The 14,599-nt window shown below is 63.2% G+C and carries 12 protein-coding genes and 1 pseudogene; 8 read left to right on the top strand and 5 right to left on the bottom strand.

What is annotated here, in order from left to right; translation table 11 throughout:
* Window positions 1-61 precede the first annotated feature (61 nt).
* From H0W47_RS18630 to H0W47_RS05590, 5 genes and pseudogenes are all read right to left on the bottom strand, one after another.
* Window positions 62-533 (bottom strand): annotated as a pseudogene (locus tag H0W47_RS18630) (DUF5946 family protein).
* A 252-nt stretch (window positions 534-785) separates the two neighbouring features.
* Window positions 786-2,015: a CaiB/BaiF CoA-transferase family protein gene (locus H0W47_RS05605; protein WP_296921706.1), complete on the bottom strand. Its 1,230-nt coding sequence runs from the start codon at window positions 2,013-2,015 to the stop codon at window positions 786-788.
* Window positions 2,012-2,338, bottom strand: a complete 327-nt coding sequence (locus H0W47_RS05600; RefSeq protein ID WP_296921704.1) for a polyhydroxyalkanoic acid system family protein — start codon at window positions 2,336-2,338, stop codon at window positions 2,012-2,014. The genes H0W47_RS05605 and H0W47_RS05600 overlap by 4 nt, the downstream gene beginning before the upstream one ends.
* A 20-nt stretch (window positions 2,339-2,358) precedes the next feature.
* Complete coding sequence (locus H0W47_RS05595) at window positions 2,359-3,369, bottom strand: aminopeptidase (RefSeq protein ID WP_296921716.1); 1,011 nt, start codon at window positions 3,367-3,369, stop codon at window positions 2,359-2,361.
* A 74-nt stretch (window positions 3,370-3,443) separates the two neighbouring features.
* The gene (locus H0W47_RS05590) at window positions 3,444-5,546 is read right to left on the bottom strand and encodes a molybdopterin oxidoreductase family protein (RefSeq protein WP_296921702.1); all 2,103 of its coding nucleotides are present in this window, start codon (window positions 5,544-5,546) and stop codon (window positions 3,444-3,446) included.
* A 64-nt stretch (window positions 5,547-5,610) separates the two neighbouring features.
* On the opposite strand from H0W47_RS05590, the gene H0W47_RS05585 reads away from it, so the two are divergent.
* The 8 genes from H0W47_RS05585 to H0W47_RS05550 all read left to right on the top strand — a co-directional run bounded on the left by H0W47_RS05585 (window position 5,611) and on the right by H0W47_RS05550 (window position 14,578).
* Complete coding sequence (locus tag H0W47_RS05585; RefSeq protein ID WP_296921700.1) at window positions 5,611-6,741, top strand: ABC transporter substrate-binding protein; 1,131 nt, start codon at window positions 5,611-5,613, stop codon at window positions 6,739-6,741.
* Between the two features lie 130 nt (window positions 6,742-6,871).
* A complete protein-coding gene (locus H0W47_RS05580; RefSeq protein ID WP_296921698.1) occupies window positions 6,872-8,002 on the top strand; it encodes an ABC transporter substrate-binding protein in 1,131 nt (376 codons plus the stop codon).
* Window positions 8,003-8,267: 265 nt separating this feature from the next.
* Window positions 8,268-9,122 carry a decaprenyl-phosphate phosphoribosyltransferase gene (locus H0W47_RS05575; RefSeq protein ID WP_296921696.1) on the top strand — a complete coding sequence of 285 codons (855 nt, stop codon included), beginning with the start codon at window positions 8,268-8,270 and terminating at the stop codon, window positions 9,120-9,122.
* Complete coding sequence (locus tag H0W47_RS05570; protein ID WP_296921694.1) at window positions 9,119-10,051, top strand: lysylphosphatidylglycerol synthase transmembrane domain-containing protein; 933 nt, start codon at window positions 9,119-9,121, stop codon at window positions 10,049-10,051. Before H0W47_RS05575 ends, H0W47_RS05570 begins: the two co-directional genes overlap by 4 nt.
* A gap of 10 nt (window positions 10,052-10,061) precedes the next feature.
* Window positions 10,062-11,600 carry a glycosyltransferase family 39 protein gene (locus H0W47_RS05565; protein ID WP_296921693.1) on the top strand — a complete coding sequence of 513 codons (1,539 nt, stop codon included), beginning with the start codon at window positions 10,062-10,064 and terminating at the stop codon, window positions 11,598-11,600.
* Window positions 11,588-12,271 (top strand): HAD-IB family hydrolase, encoded by a 684-nt coding sequence (locus tag H0W47_RS05560; RefSeq protein WP_296921691.1) that lies wholly within the window; start codon window positions 11,588-11,590, stop codon window positions 12,269-12,271. Before H0W47_RS05565 ends, H0W47_RS05560 begins: the two co-directional genes overlap by 13 nt.
* A 16-nt stretch (window positions 12,272-12,287) precedes the next feature.
* The gene (locus H0W47_RS05555; protein ID WP_296921689.1) at window positions 12,288-13,484 is read left to right on the top strand and encodes a M20 aminoacylase family protein; all 1,197 of its coding nucleotides are present in this window, start codon (window positions 12,288-12,290) and stop codon (window positions 13,482-13,484) included.
* On the top strand, window positions 13,481-14,578 hold the full coding sequence (locus H0W47_RS05550; RefSeq protein ID WP_296921688.1) for a M14 family metallopeptidase: 1,098 nt from the start codon (window positions 13,481-13,483) through the stop codon (window positions 14,576-14,578). The genes H0W47_RS05555 and H0W47_RS05550 overlap by 4 nt, the downstream gene beginning before the upstream one ends.
* Window positions 14,579-14,599 lie beyond the last annotated feature (21 nt).

The raw sequence follows: 14,599 nt of genomic DNA, 5'->3' as shown, positions 1-14,599 counted from the left end.
GCCCTATCGGATATATACCTCCGGCAGAAGCTGAGGCAAACTACTACCGGCAACTCGCCAGTCAAGCCTCCACGGTGGAGGCATGACTTAAACCAAACAGCCTCCATGAAACCCGGGGCGATTCAAACAGCCTCCATGAAACCCGGGGCGATTCAACATCCTTCACGGTAATGTTGCCCATTGCCGAGGGGGGTTCTAACCACGTGAACGTGTGCTTGATCTTTCCAGCGATGAGCATGGCCTCATTAGCTTTCTCTGGCATCAAGCCGTGCTCTAGAAACAAGCATAGCCGGATCAAGTGCAAACCAACGGATTGAATGCTTTGTCGTGAGGGTACGCCCGGGTGTTGTACGGCGTAGGCGTCTACGCTCAATCGATAGCAGGGCCGGATTGCTGTACTCGCGCGCAAGGACGTCCCCAAAGGCAGCCCAGCAAGCAGGCGATGACACCATGTAGGAATGGGTCGGGCCATCTCGATGTGGGAAGGCGGCACCACAGCCCGGGCAGTTTGTGGGGTCGTCCAAGATGATCATCAGTGCAGTCTAAAGAAGTTATACCGCAGTACCTGCCGTATAACTTGGCTGCTGTGGTGTAACTCCGATCACTGATTTTCCGCTAAGCCCTTGCTGTGTCCAGAGTTTTCATGCACGGACGCTACTTGTCATGCAGTTAAATCGCACATCAAACACTGCCTGATTCCAAGCTGGGCCTATTCTAAGCCAAACGAGGCGCTGGCCCTTATGCCACAGGCGCCAATAGCTATCAATAAAATAGCATTCAGCCACTCACCCCACTACCCTGCGTTCCCGCAACGCCGCAATCTGCGCCTCCGTGAGCCCCACCTCACGCAGCACCGCATCGGTATCCTGGCCCAGCGCCGGCGCATTGCGGCGCTGGCTGCCGGGGGTGGCTGAGAGTTTGGGCACGAAGCCCGGCACGGCGAGTTCGGTGCCGTCGTCCATCTGCACGGTCTGCAGCATGCCGCGCGCGGCGTAGTGCGGGTCGGCGGCGATGTCGGCGACGGTGTAGATTTTTCCGGCAGGCACTTCTGCGCCTTCCAGCGCTGCGAGTACTTCTTCCACCGTCAGGCCGGCGGTCCATTGGCCAATCGCTGCATCGATCTCCTGCACACGCGCCACGCGGCCGGCGTTGTCGGCCAGCGCGGGATCGGCGGCCAGGTCGGCGCGACCCATCACCGTCATCAGGCGTTTGAAGATGCTGTCGCCATTGCCGGCGATGAGTGCATAACCCTTGTCCTTACAGCGGTAGGCGTTGCTGGGCGCGATGCCTGGCAGGGCACTGCCGGCCGGGCCGCGCACGGCGCCGAAGGCGCTGTATTCGGGCAGCAGGCTTTCCATGCAGTTGAAGACGGCCTCGTACAGCGCCACATCAACAACCTGGCCCTTGCCCGAGGTTTGGCGGTGTTGCAGCGCCAGCAAAATGCCGATCACGCCGTGTAATGCGGCCAGCGTGTCGCCTATGCTGACGCCGACGCGCACCGGAACGCGGCCGGGCTCGCCGGTCAGGTGCCGCAGGCCGCTCATGGCTTCGGCCACCACGCCGAAACCGGGGCGGTCGCGGTAAGGGCCGGTCTGGCCGTAGCCGCTGATGCGCAGCATGACGAGGCGCGGATTCAGCTTAAGCAGCTCGTCGGGGCCCAGGCCCCAGCCTTCCATGGCGCCGGGGCGGAAGTTCTCGATCAGCACATCGGCATCCTGCGCGAGCTTGCGGACAATCTGCTGCGCTTCAGCTTGGCGCAGGTCCAGCACCACGGAGCGCTTGTTGCGCGACTGCACCTGCCACCAGACCGAGGTGCCGTCTTTCAGCAGCCGCCATTGGCGCAGCGGGTCACCCCCGACCGCTCCCGGTCGGTTCGGGTCTGGGGGTGCTTCGATTTTGATGACATCGGCGCCGAAGTCGGCCAGGGTTTTGGCGGCAAACGGCCCGGCGATAAGCTGGCCCAGTTCCACCACCTTGAGGCCCGCCAGCGGGCCGGCGGGCGCCGCAGCGGTCATTTGGCTGCGGACTTCTTTTTGGCCGCAGGCTCTTTTTTGGCCAGCAGGGTGTCGAGGTTTTTCACGATCTCACCTTCAATCTTGTCCTTGAAGGCGCCGAGCAGAAAGCCCAGCTTCGCATTCAGCTCCAGCAGGTCGGGCGTGACCTTGAGCTCACCGCTGACGCCGGAGCGGGTGAAGGTGACGAGGTCTTCGCTGGCGCCTTCCTCGTAGGTACATTCCATGTCGAACTTTTCCTCGGCCATCTCGGCCCATTTGAAGGCGACCTTGCGCGCCTCGAGCAGGCCCAGGCTGTGTTTGCGTTCGATGTGGATGTCTGCCATGTGTGTCTCCGTGTGTAGCTTCAGCGCAGCGCCAGCTTTTTGAGCCGCTCGTCTTTGGGCAGGCCGGCAAGCTGCCGCACCTCATCATAAAAGACCGGCCAGTTGCTGCCGCTGCGCGCAAACAGTGCTTCAAATCCGGGCACCAGGTCGTCGTAAGCGGCCTGCGCGCCGAAGGAGGCGTTGTTGGCCTGCGCCACCCAGCGGTCATAAGCTTCGATGGTGCCGGCAGGTGGAGCCCATGTTTTTCTGAGCTCGGCGTAGCCGGCCCTGAAGTTGTCCATTGCTATTGTTTTCATAGCTAATTGCGCTTGCGGGGTGAGGGCTGGTGTCGTTTTCGATTCATAAATGCCGGTCAGCGCCCGGCGCGTGTCCCGCGTCAGTGTGCGGAATTGCCGCCGCTGCTGCTCCAGCGCGGCGTAGTCGGCCCTGGCCTTGTCGGAGCGGGCGGCCGCCAGCCAGCGCGCCACGCCCAGGCGCTCGACGGCAGTGGCGAAGGACTCGTTGAACGGTGTGTCGTCCTGCACATAAACCACTTGGTGCGCCAGCTCGTGGAAAATCAGCCGTGCCAGGTCGCCTTCCGGGTAGCCCACAAAAGTGCTGAGCAGCGGGTCACCGCCGGCCCAGTTCATCCAGCCCAGTGTGGAATACGCCGGCACGCCGTACACATGCACGTCTAGGCCGGTGGCCTGCAGGCGTGCGGCTTCGGCGCGAGCCTCTTTCTCGTCGAAATAGCCGCGGTAACCTACGCAGCCAGCCACCGGGAAACACCAGGTCTTGGGTTTCAGCGACAGCGCCGGCGCCGCAGTGACGTTCCAGACCACGGCCTTGCGCTGCAAATCGGCATACCGCTGGTAGCTCGCGTTGTCGGGCAGGTGGAGTTCGCTGACTGCAAAGCGGCGTATGCGCTGGGCGAGTTCGAGCCGTGCTTTGAGTTTTTCCGGCGTCTGGCTGTCGCCGAGCCATTCCGGCAACGGCCGCGCAGCGTTCATCAGTTCCAGGTGGCCGCTGACCGACTGCCAGTAATAAGCCATGGTGCTGCAGCCGGACACGCCCAGCACAGCAACTGCAAGGACGGCGAGGGTTGGTTTTTTGAGGCGCACAGACCTTAGACGGGAGTTGCCTCGTCAAGTTGCACTTCGACCAGGCAGTCGTAAAACACCGGGCCGCGCCCGAGGTCGGTCAACTGCTGGCTGGTGAGCTGGTTCACGTTGGTGCCATCCAGCCCGAGCTTGCGCCACCAGACGCCCAGGCCGTTGACCACACCAGGCCGCGCGCGCTTCGAAACCTCGGCCTTGCAGCGATAGGTGCCGCGCTGGTTGAAGACCCGCACCACGGCGCCATCGGTGATGCCACGCGCGGCCGCGTCGTCGGCATGGATTTCGAGCAGCGGTTCGCCTTCGATATCGCGCAGGCTTTTGACGTTGACAAAAGTCGAGTTGAGAAAATTGCGCGCCGGCGGCGAAATCATGGCCAGTGGGTAGTCGCTGGAACTGCCCGCGGTTTCGTGATTGTCCAAGTGGTCGGGCAGGCCATCCAGGCCCTGCGCCGCCAGCCGTGCGCTGAAAAACTCGCACTTGCCGGACGGTGTTGGAAACACGCCGTCCGCAAACGGTGCGTCGGGAACCGGCAGGGTGGCAAAACCTTTGTCCAACAACTCCTGAAAATCCACCTTGTCGCCGTCGGCATGGCTGAAGGCCGCGCGGCACAGGGTTTCGTCGTCCTCCAGAAAGCAGGGCTCGGTGAAGCCCATGCGCGCGGCCAGCGCTCGGAAGATGGCGCTGTTGGACCGCGCTTGGCCGACGGGCGCAATCGCGGGCCGGTTCAGTACGACATCGGTGTGACCGTAAGAGGCATGGATGTCCCAGTGTTCAAGCTGGGTCGTTGCCGGCAGGATGAAGTCCGCGTAGTCGGCAGTGTCGGTCTGGAAGTGCTCCAGCACCACGGTGAACAAATCCTCGCGCTCAAAACCCTGTACCACTTTGCCGGATTCGGGCGCGACGGCGACCGGGTTGCTGTTGTAGACGATCAGTGCTTCAATCTTCGGGCCGAAGTCAGCCGAACTGTCGCGCAGCAGGTCGTCGCCGATGGTGCTCATGTTCAGCGTGCGCGGCCGGCGCCCGGCCAGCAGATCGGGGCGTTGCAGCGCCGCCTTGTTGATCGGGAACATGCCCGAGCTTGACAGCAGCAAGCCGCCAGCGCGATGCCGCCAGGCACCCGTCAGCGCCGGCAGGCAAGCGATCGCACGCGCCGCATTGCCGCCGCCGCGCACGCGCTGCATGCCGTAGTTCAGGCGGATTGCCGCGGGTTGTGTCGTGCCATAGTCGCGCGCCAATGTGGTGATCTGGGCCACCGGCACACCGCAGACTTCGGCCGCGCGTGCCGGCGGCCAGAGCAGCGCGCGCGCTTTCAGTTGCTCCCAGCCCACCGTGTGCTGCGCGATGTAGTCATGGTCCAGCCAGTCATGGACGATCAGTTCGTGCATCAGCGCCAGCGCCAGCGCGGCGTCGGTGCCAGGCCGCAGCGCGATGTGCTCATGGCATTTGTCGGCGGTTTCGGTTTTGCGCGGGTCGAGGCAGACAATGCGTGCGCCCTGACGCTTGGCCTCCTGCACATGGCGCCAGAAATGCAGGTTGCTGGCAATCGAGTTGCTGCCCCAGATGATGATGAGTTTGGACTCGGCAAAAAACTCCACCTTCATGCCGACCTTGCCGCCCAGGGTCTGGGTCAGGGCCTCGGTGCCGGCTGCCGAACAGATGGTGCGCTCCAGCAGCGAGGCGCCCAGCTTGTTGAAAAAGCGCGCGGCCATGCCTTCGGCCTGCACCAGGCCCATGGTGCCGGCGTAGCTGTAGGGCGCGATGGCTTCCGGGTTGCGCGCGGCGATGGCTTTGAGGCGCGCCGCAATTTCGTCGAGCGCGCTGTCCCAACTGACCGATTCGAAGCGGCCTGAACCCTTGGGCCCGACACGCTTGAGCGGCTGCAGCACGCGCTCGGGGTGGTAACTGCGTTCGGTGTAGCGTGAGACCTTGGTGCAGAGCACGCCGCCGGTCTGGGGGTGGTCCGGATTGCCCTGCACCTTGACGGCCACGCCGTTTTCCACCGTGGTCAGCAGGGCACAGGTGTCCGGGCAGTCGTGCGGGCAGGCGCCGCGCACCTGGCCTGAAGCTTTCGCGAAACTGACACTAGGGGAGATGCTGATTGATGACTGCATAAATAGAACTATATTTTCTGACAAGGAGACAGCCCTGCTTGCAATTCATTCAGGGCAACCCGCCATGAAAACTTTCCACACGCTGGGGCGGACCCTCATCGTAGCTGTCCTGGTGCTCGCTGGTGCAGTTGCGCATGGTGAGGTCGGGGTCAGCAAGACCTCCATCGTACTGGGGCAAAGCGTTGCCCTGACGGGCCCGGGTTCCTCGCTGGCCAAGTATTTTCATCAGGGGGCCAAGCTTTACTTCGACAACGTCAACGCGGCGGGCGGGGTCAATGGCCGCAGGATCGAACTGGTCACGCTGGACGACCAAGGCAACCCGGCCAGTACGGTCGCCAACACCAAAAAGCTGCTGGACCAAGGGGTGCTCTCGCTGTTTGGCTTCTACGGTTCGCCGCAAGTGACCGCCGCCTACCCCCTGATCAGGGACGGCGACGTCCTATTGTTCGCGCCCATGTCCGCAGCGGACGAGTTTCGCGGGGCGCTGTACGCCAATGTTTACTCCGTGCGGCCGGGCTACGCGGAAGAGGCTGCAGCCATCACCAAACACGCTGCCACCCTGGGGGCGCGCAAGCTGGCCATCCTGCATTCGAATGACGGTGAGTCCCTGTCTGCGCTGGACGCAGCGCAGCGGACCATGTCCGGCGTGGGTGCCAACCTGCTTACCAGCGCTGTGTTCTCCAGCGGTGCGCTGGCCGGCAGTGTGGACAAGGCTCTGGCGCCCAAGCCTGAGGGCGTTCTGGTGATCGGGGACTCGCAGAGCGCCGCGTCGGCAGTGCGCGACTTGCGGGCCAAGGGGTTCCGCGGCCCGATTTACGGTTTTTCCAACACCGGCGAAAGCCTGCTGGCCGAGGAGCTTGGCAAGTCAGGTGCCGGCGTGGTGGTGGCGCGCGTGGTGCCCAAAAGTGATAGCACCAAGGTGGCGTTGGTGCGTGAGCTTCAAGCGGATGCTGCTGCAGCAAAGCTGGAAAAGCCCAATGTCTACATGGTGGAAGGTTACATCGCTGCGCGTGTGTACACCGAAGCCTTGCGCCGCGCCGGCAAGGACCCGACACGGGCCAAACTCAAAAAGTCCATCGAAGGCCTGGACGACGTCAGCATCGGCGGATTTCGTGTTCACTTTGTGGAAGACCGCGTTGGCTCGCGGCTGGTCGAACTGGGTCTGATCGACTCGCAGGGGCGGGTTCGCGAGTAGAAGCGCTGCTACTGAGGTCGGTTTTCGAATGGATACAGGAGAAATGCTGATGGACTCCGGCATGGATGGGGTTAAAGTTTTGTTAACAAACGTAACCGTCGCAAAGAACCACTTCCAGGAAAAAACAGCAATGAAAACATATCACTCACTGAGGCAGACCCTGGTGGTGGCGGCGTTGCTGCTGGCCAGCACGGTCAGCCTGGGCCAGGACGGCGTTAGCAAGACAAATATCGTGCTGGGGCAGTCCCTGCCTCTGACCGGGCCTGGGTCGCCGCTGGCCAAGCCCTTCCATCAGGGGGCCAAGATGTACTTTGACCGCGTGAATGCGGCCGGCGGCATCCACGGTCGCCAGATCGAACTGGTCACGCTCGACGACGAAGGCTACGCGGCGACGGCAGCGGCAAATACGCAAAAACTGCTGGCCCAGGGCGTGTTTTCCCTCTTTGGTTTTTATGGCTCCCCCCAGGTCACCACGGTTTACCCGCTCATCAAAAACACCGAGGCAATTCTGTTTGCGCCCATGGCCGCTGCCGACGAATTTAGGGGTCCCCTGTACCCCAACATCTATTCGTTGCGCCCCGGCTATTCGGAAGAAGCCGCAGCCGTGACGAAACACGCTGAAACCCTGGGCGCCCGAAAATTTTTCATTCTTTACGCTGGCGACAGTGAATCGCAGGCGGCGCTGGATTCGGCATCGCGGGTCATCACCAGTCTGGGCGGCAATTTGCTGGGCAAAGACACCCTGGGTTCGGCAGGGCTCGCGGCCACGGTTGACAAGGTGCTTGCAGCCAAGCCTGAATCGGTGCTCCTGATCAGTGATTCAATCGCTGCGGCTCCGGCGGTGCGTGCCCTGCGCGCCAAGGGTTTCCGTGGGGCTATTTACGGATTTTCCAACACGGGTGAAAGCCTGCTGGCCGAGCAGCTTGGCCCTGCGGGTTCCGGCGTCGTGGTGGTGCGGGCGGTGCCCAAAAGCGACGGCGCCCGGGTGGCAGTGGTGCGCGAGTTGCAAGAGGACGCGGCGGCCGCAAAGCTGGGCAAACCCAATGTTTACATGCTGGAAGGCTATATCGCAGCGCGGGTGTATACCGAGGCGTTGCGGCGCGCTGGCAAAGACCTGACGCGCGCCAAACTTAAAAAGGCCGTTGAGGGGCTGGACGAGGTAATCATAGGTGGTTTCCGCGTTCACTTTACCGAAGACCGTGTGGCGTCGCGCCTGGTTGAACTCAGTGTGATTGACTCGCAAGGGCGGGTCAGGGAGTAGGGGGTCGGTTGGCGGGTCACGACGCAAGCTGCCAATATTGTTGACGAGTCGCAGGCGGATGCTATTATTTTGATAGCTATAGCCCCATGAGTTACGGGGGCCAAGTCCATTTTTTCATGGGAAAGCCCGGCCTGCCACAAGATGGGCTCTGGCTGCGGGGCTGATCGCGCCTTGTGCACTGCTCCAGCCCCGCGTGTCAGTTATGCTTGCAGCCGACCGGCCATGCTCCATGTGCCGGCATTCACACGTCCTGCCTCTACCGCCCATGCGCCTCCTGCTCAGCCTCGTCGCCCTGATGCGCCCCCACCAATGGCTGAAAAACACATTTGTATTTGCCGGCCTGGTATTCAGCGGAACCTGGGGCAACGGCCCGCTGGCGCTCACGGTACTTAACGCCTTTGCGGCGTTCTGCTGTTTTTCCAGTCTGGTCTATATTCTCAACGACTGGCATGACCGTGAGGCGGACGCCCGCCATCCGGTCAAGCGCGCCCGGCCGCTGGCCAGCGGCGCGGTCTCGCCGGCTGCCGCCCTGACCCTGGCGGCGGCGTTGCTGGCACTGGGTGTGGCGCTGGCTGCTGGCAACTTCAAATTGCTTCTGCTGCTGGGCCTCTATCTGGCGCTGAACCTGGCCTATTCCTGGCGGCTCAAACATGTGCCGGTGGTTGACGTCACCATCATCGCCTCGGGCTTCATGCTTAGGCTGCTGGCCGGCACGCTGGCCGTGGGCATACCGCCGTCCCGCTGGCTGCTGCTGGCTGGCTTGTTTGTTGCGCTTTTCCTCGGATTTTCCAAACGCAAAGCGGAAACTTTCCACGACGAGGCCGATCAGCGTGCCGTGCTTGAGCATTATTCGCCGGCACTGCTGGACGTTTTCATGGCGGTGACCATGACGGCCTCGCTCATGACTTACGGGATCTTTGCAACCAGCGCGGAGGCGCAGCGCCAGCACGGCGACCGTCTGCTTTATACGGTACCCATCGTGGTGTTCGCGCTGCTGCGTTATGCCTATCAGGTGCACCGCGGGCGCGGCGAGGATGTCTCGCGCGATCTGCTGCGCGACGCGTGGATCCTGGGTGCGCTGGGCGCTTGGCTGGTCGTGTTTCTGGGGCACCGCTTTTGAATCAACCAGAACGGCCGGTCCGCCGCCTGCCGCTCAAGCCCCTGCTGCTGGTGATGGGTGCGGCCGCCACGGTGTATGCCGTGCTGCTCGGCATCTTTGCAGAGACCAGCCCGCTGACGCCGCTGCTGGCGCTGGTGTCGATGGCGGGTGCGCAGGCTATCGCCTTGTGCCTGCTCAACTACCTGCTGCGCGGTTTGCGCTGGCGCCTGTGGATGGCGCATTACGGCCGGCAGCTGAAACTTGGCGAGGCGATGCGGATGTATCTGGCCGGTTATACCTTCACGCCGACCCCCGGCAATGTGGGGGAGGCGGCACGCGGCCTGCTGCTGGCCCGCAATCCGCTGAGTGCAACGCAAAGCCTGGCGATCTTCGGCGCCGAGCGGCTTGCCGACCTGCTGTGCTTGTTGCTGCTGTGTTTGCCGGTGGCCTGGTGGCTGGCCGCGCTGGTGGGGCCGCAGTGGTTGGCGGGGTTGGCGGGGCTCGCTGCCGTGCTGGTCGGGCTTGCTGTGGCCCTGCTGCTCAAGTTCCGCGACAGGCTGCTGGCGCGTTTCGCCTGGTTGCGCGAGGCCTGGACCTGCCTGGCGACCCGTCCGCTGCTGTGGCTGGCGCTGAGCCTGGTTGCCTGGGCCGCGCAGGGTGTGGCAGTGTGGCTGCTGTGCCGAGAGGCCGGTTTGTCGGTGGACATGCTGGAGGCCACGGGTTTTTATGCGCTGGCCATGGTGGGCGGCGCGCTGTCGCTGCTGCCGGCCGGACTCGGTGGCATGGAGGCCATTCTGACCGCCCTGCTGGTGGCCCACGGGGCCAGCGCGGGCTTGGCGCTGGCCATCACGGTGCAGGTGCGGCTGGTCACGCTCTGGCTGGCTGTCGCCATCGGCGCGCTGGCGTTGGTCTATAGTGCCGCCATCTGCCGCGACATCAGTTTCAAATGAACCTTTCCCTATGTTTGCACGCCTGAAGGCCGCGGTCGCTACCGTTTCCATCACCGGCTGGCTGGTCGCCGCCGGACTGTTGTCGCTGTCGATGCGCCTGTGGATCGCCGGGACTTTCCCGATCACTGGCGACGAAGCCTTTTTCTACTGGTGGGGCGTGTACCCGGACTGGGGCTATTACGACCACCCGCCCATGGTCGGCTGGCTGATCGCGCTGATGCGCGCGACCCTGGGCGACAGCATCTGGTCCATCCGCCTGCCGGTGGTGCTGCTGCCATTGGCCCTCGGAGGCTTGGTGGGCTGGGCGCTGGCGCCGCTCGGTCGCGAGAGGGCCGCTTGGGCCGTGCTGTTTTTCTGGCTGGCGCCGCTGAACTGGCTCAACACCCTGATCACCACCGACACGCCGCTGATCTTCTGGTCGGTGCTGTCGGTGGCGCTGGTACTGCGCGCCGAGCGGCGCGAGCGCATGGACAGCAGCGCCTGGATCCACTATGCGCTGGCCGGACTGGCGCTGGGCTGCGCGTTTTTGTCCAAATACTTCTCCGTGGTGCTGGGCCTGAGTTACTTGGTGTATTTCGCGTTGTACCGGCGCGAGCGCTGGCCGGGTTTTGTGCTGCTGGTGCTCTGTGCCTTGCCGGGGCCGGCCATCAACATCGCCTACAACATGTCGCATGGCTGGTCCAACATCATGTTCAACGTCTACAACCGCAATGAAGACGCAGCCTTCGCCTGGAACAAGCCACTTTTGTACCTGGCGATGATGGTTTATCTCATCACGCCGGCGGCCGCCTGGCTGGCCTGGCGGCAACGCACCGCGCTGGCCGCTGTTTCGCGGCAGCAGCGCCTGCTGGCCTGCCTGGTGGTGGTGCCCTTGCTGTTTTTTGCCTTGCTGTCGTTTAAAAAGGTGGTGGGCCTGCACTGGGTGCTTTCGTTCTACCCATTTGGTTTTGCGCTGCTGGCTCTGGCCCTGCCGAAAGACAAGCTCCGGGCCTGCGCAATAGGCATGGCGCTGTTTGCCGGCCTGCATGTCCTCGCGGTAGCAGGGCTGTACGCGACGTCGCCGAACGACTGGAAAGACACCAAACTCTATCCGCGCATCATCCGCAGCTACAAGACGAGCGAGATGATGGCCCAGGTGACTGCGCCGGGTGTGGTGTTGATGGCCACCGCCTACACACCGGCATCGATTTACGGCCACGCGCTCAGGCAGTACGTGCCGGTGTTCGGCCCGGGCAATTTCCATGCGCGGCAGGATGACATGCTGGTGGACTTCTCGGTATACCAGGGCAAAACCGTGCGCATCGTGCGCATGGATGCGCCGCAGCTCGACGAGTACAAACCTTATTTCGACAGCGTGCAGGTGCTGAGTTATGTGCAGGACGGCGTGCCTTTTTACGCGGTCGAGGGCCGGGGTTTTAATCACGCAGCCTACCGTGACGGTGTGCTGACGACGATTTACCAGCGTTACTACAAGATCCCGGCCTGGCTGCCCATGACCGGTTGCCCCTTTTGCGAGCGTCTGTGCGGCCAGGTGCGATGCCAGAAGTAGCGGCATCGCCTGCCGCAGATGCCGCCCCTGTGGAAGTGGCAGCCTTCGATTTTGACGCAACCCTGACGCGCCGTGACACCCTGCTGCCCTATCTGCTGCGCGGGCTGGGTTGGCCGCGGTTTGTGTGGGCGCTGCTGCTGAGCGGTCCCTGGCTGGCAGCGTTTGCGCTGCGTCTGATGAGCAATCACCGCGCCAAGGCGCGCTTGCTGCGTGTCGCACTGGGCGGGCGCACCGAAGCGGAAATCGCGCGATGGACGGATACATTTGTGCGCGACTACCTGCCTGCGCAGTGGCAGCCCGACATGCTGGCGCGGCTGCGTCGTCATCAGGACCTCGGCCACTGTTGTGTGATTGTGAGCGCCTCGCCGGGTATTTATTTACACGAAGGGGGGCGCGTGCTCGGCATGGATGGCGTGCTCTGCACCGAACTGGCGAGCCTGGATGGTGCACTGACCGGCGAGATGGCCACACCGAACTGCCATGGGCAGGAAAAAGTGCGGCGCCTGCAGGCATGGCTGGCGCATCGATGCCTGAAAAAAGCCGTTGTCCTGCATGCCTACGGCGACTCCAGCGGCGACGTGCCCCTGTTAAATCTGGCAGACTATGGCTACTACCAAGGCCAACCTTGGGTCCGCAAGCCGACCGCACATCGCGCCGCGCCACGGGCCTGACCATCAAGAGGTTTTCATGAAAGTCATCGACTCCATCGTCACCCAGGCCGCAGGCATTGCCGCCGTGCGCCGCGATATCCACGCCCACCCCGAACTGTGTTTCGAGGAAGTACGCACCGCTGACGTGGTGGCGCAAAAACTCACCGAGTGGGGCATCCCCATCCAGCGCGGCATGGGGACCACTGGCGTGGTCGGCATCATCAAGAACGGCACATCGAACCGCGCGATTGGCCTGCGTGCCGATATGGACGCGCTGCCCATGCAGGAATTCAATACCTTTGAACATGCCAGCAAGACCGCCGGCAAGATGCACGCCTGCGGCCACGACGGCCACACCGCCATGCTGCTGGCGGCCGGCCAGCACTTTGCGAAAAACCGCAACTTTGACGGCACGGTGTACCTGATTTTCCAGCCCGCCGAGGAGGGCGGAGGCGGTGCGCGCGAGATGATCAAGGACGGCCTGTTTGACAAGTTTCCCATGGACGCAGTGTTTGGCATGCACAACTGGCCCGGCACCCAGGTCGGCAAGTTTGCAGCCAGCGCCGGGCCGGTGATGGCGTCGACCAACGAATTCAAGATCACGATACGCGGCAAGGGCGGCCATGCTGCGTTGCCGCACAACGGTATTGACCCGGTGCCAGTGGCCTGCCAGATGGTGCAGGCGTTCCAGACCATCATCAGCCGCAACAAGAAACCGGTCGATGCCGGCGTGATTTCCGTCACCATGATCCATGCCGGCGAGGCCACCAACGTCATCCCCGACAGCTGCGAACTGCAGGGCACGGTGCGCACTTTCACGCTGGAAGTTCTGGACATGATTGAGCGACGCATGAAGCAGGTGGCCGAGAATATCTGCGCCGCGCATGAAGCCGAGTGTGAGTTCGAGTTTGTGCGCAACTACCCGCCGACCATCAATCACGCGAAGGAAACCGAGTTTGCGCGCAAGGTGATGACCGAGATCGTCGGCGCCGACAACGTGATCGAACAAGAGCCGACGATGGGCGGCGAAGATTTCTCCTACATGCTGCAGGCCAGGCCGGGCTGTTATGCCTTTATTGCCAACGGCGACGGTGCGCACCGCGAGATCGGCCACGGCGGCGGGCCCTGCATGCTGCACAACCCGAGTTACGACTTCAACGATGACCTGATTCCCCTGGGCGCTACCTTCTGGGTGCGGCTGGCCGAGAGCTGGCTGACCAAGGACGCTGCATGACCGGGGTGAATGACGCATTTTCAACAAGTTACGCCCAAGCCCGAGCCAAATTCCTGGAAGCTGCTGCTGCGGCCGAACTCATTGTGGACACGCACCTGCATCCCGAGGCGGGGCGCAACGGCGAGGTGCTGGCCATGGACGTGGTGCGCGGCGGCCCGGCCGATGCCAGATGTTTGCTGATCGTCAGCAGCGCCTGCCACGGTGTCGAGGGTTACTGCGGCTCGGGTGTGCAGGTGTATGCGCTGCGCGACGCCGAGTGGCGCGCCAAGGCCAGGGAGCAAGGTGTGGCGGTGCTCTATATCCACGCGCTCAACCCCTATGGCTTTTCGCACATCCGGCGCACCACGCATGAAAACGTGGACCTGAATCGCAACTTCCAAGATTTTTCCCGGCCGCTGCCGGTCAATGATGCCTACCGCGAGATCCAGCCGCTGCTGCTGCCCGAGGTCTGGCCGCCGACGGCGGAAAATGCCGCAGCCACCAGCCAATACATCCAGGACCGGGGTATGGATGCCTACCAGGCGGCCATCACGCGCGGCCAGCACGAGTTCGACAAGGGCCTGTTTTTCGGTGGCACCGCGCCGACCTGGAGCAACCAGACCCTGCGCCGGGTGATGCAGACGCATGCGCGCTTTGCACGCCGCGTGGCGTGGATAGACATCCACACCGGCCTGGGACCCAGCGGCGTCGGTGAGCGCATCTGCGCCTGCCGCGACGACAAGGAAGCGCTGGCGCGGGCCCGTGCCTGGTGGAGCAACGGCGGCAAGACGCCGGTAACCTCGATTTACGACGGCTCGTCGAGTTCGGCATTTCTGACCGGCCTGATGTGGAACTCGATCTATGAGGAGTGCCCGGACGCCGAGTACACCGGCATCGCGATGGAATACGGCACCCTGCCGCCGTTCGAGATGATGCAGGCACTGCGTGCCGAGCACTGGTTGAATGTGCATCCCGAAGCGCCTGCGGCGCTGGCCGCCCAGATCAAGCAGCAGATGCTGGATGCGTTTTACGTCAACACCGACGGCTGGAAGCAGCAGGTCATCACGCAGGCCCGGGAGTCGTTGTTCCAGGCGGTGGATGGGCTGAGTTCATAGTCTTTTAGGCCTCTAGCCCCC

The sequence above is a fragment of the Polaromonas sp. genome, assembly GCF_013817205.1.
GTDB lineage: Bacteria > Pseudomonadota > Gammaproteobacteria > Burkholderiales > Burkholderiaceae_C > Polaromonas.
The sequence above is the reverse complement of the archived record's forward strand: the minus strand, read 5'-3'. Positions and strand labels throughout refer to the sequence as shown.

What these genes read in the sequence shown, in the direction of transcription:
- H0W47_RS05555 (WP_296921689.1), top strand. Translation starts at nt 12,288, where the DNA reads ATGAAAGTCATCGACTCCATCGTCACCCAGGCCGCAGGCATTGCCGCC.
- H0W47_RS05560 (WP_296921691.1), top strand. Translation starts at nt 11,588, where the DNA reads ATGCCAGAAGTAGCGGCATCGCCTGCCGCAGATGCCGCCCCTGTGGAA.
- H0W47_RS05565 (WP_296921693.1), top strand. Translation starts at nt 10,062, where the DNA reads ATGTTTGCACGCCTGAAGGCCGCGGTCGCTACCGTTTCCATCACCGGC.
- H0W47_RS05590 (WP_296921702.1), bottom strand. Translation starts at nt 5,546, where the DNA reads ATGCAGTCATCAATCAGCATCTCCCCTAGTGTCAGTTTCGCGAAAGCT.
- H0W47_RS05595 (WP_296921716.1), bottom strand. Translation starts at nt 3,369, where the DNA reads ATGGCTTATTACTGGCAGTCGGTCAGCGGCCACCTGGAACTGATGAAC.
- H0W47_RS05550 (WP_296921688.1), top strand. Translation starts at nt 13,481, where the DNA reads ATGACCGGGGTGAATGACGCATTTTCAACAAGTTACGCCCAAGCCCGA.
- H0W47_RS05605 (WP_296921706.1), bottom strand. Translation starts at nt 2,015, where the DNA reads ATGACCGCTGCGGCGCCCGCCGGCCCGCTGGCGGGCCTCAAGGTGGTG.
- H0W47_RS05580 (WP_296921698.1), top strand. Translation starts at nt 6,872, where the DNA reads ATGAAAACATATCACTCACTGAGGCAGACCCTGGTGGTGGCGGCGTTG.
- H0W47_RS05585 (WP_296921700.1), top strand. Translation starts at nt 5,611, where the DNA reads ATGAAAACTTTCCACACGCTGGGGCGGACCCTCATCGTAGCTGTCCTG.
- H0W47_RS05575 (WP_296921696.1), top strand. Translation starts at nt 8,268, where the DNA reads ATGCGCCTCCTGCTCAGCCTCGTCGCCCTGATGCGCCCCCACCAATGG.
- H0W47_RS05600 (WP_296921704.1), bottom strand. Translation starts at nt 2,338, where the DNA reads ATGGCAGACATCCACATCGAACGCAAACACAGCCTGGGCCTGCTCGAG.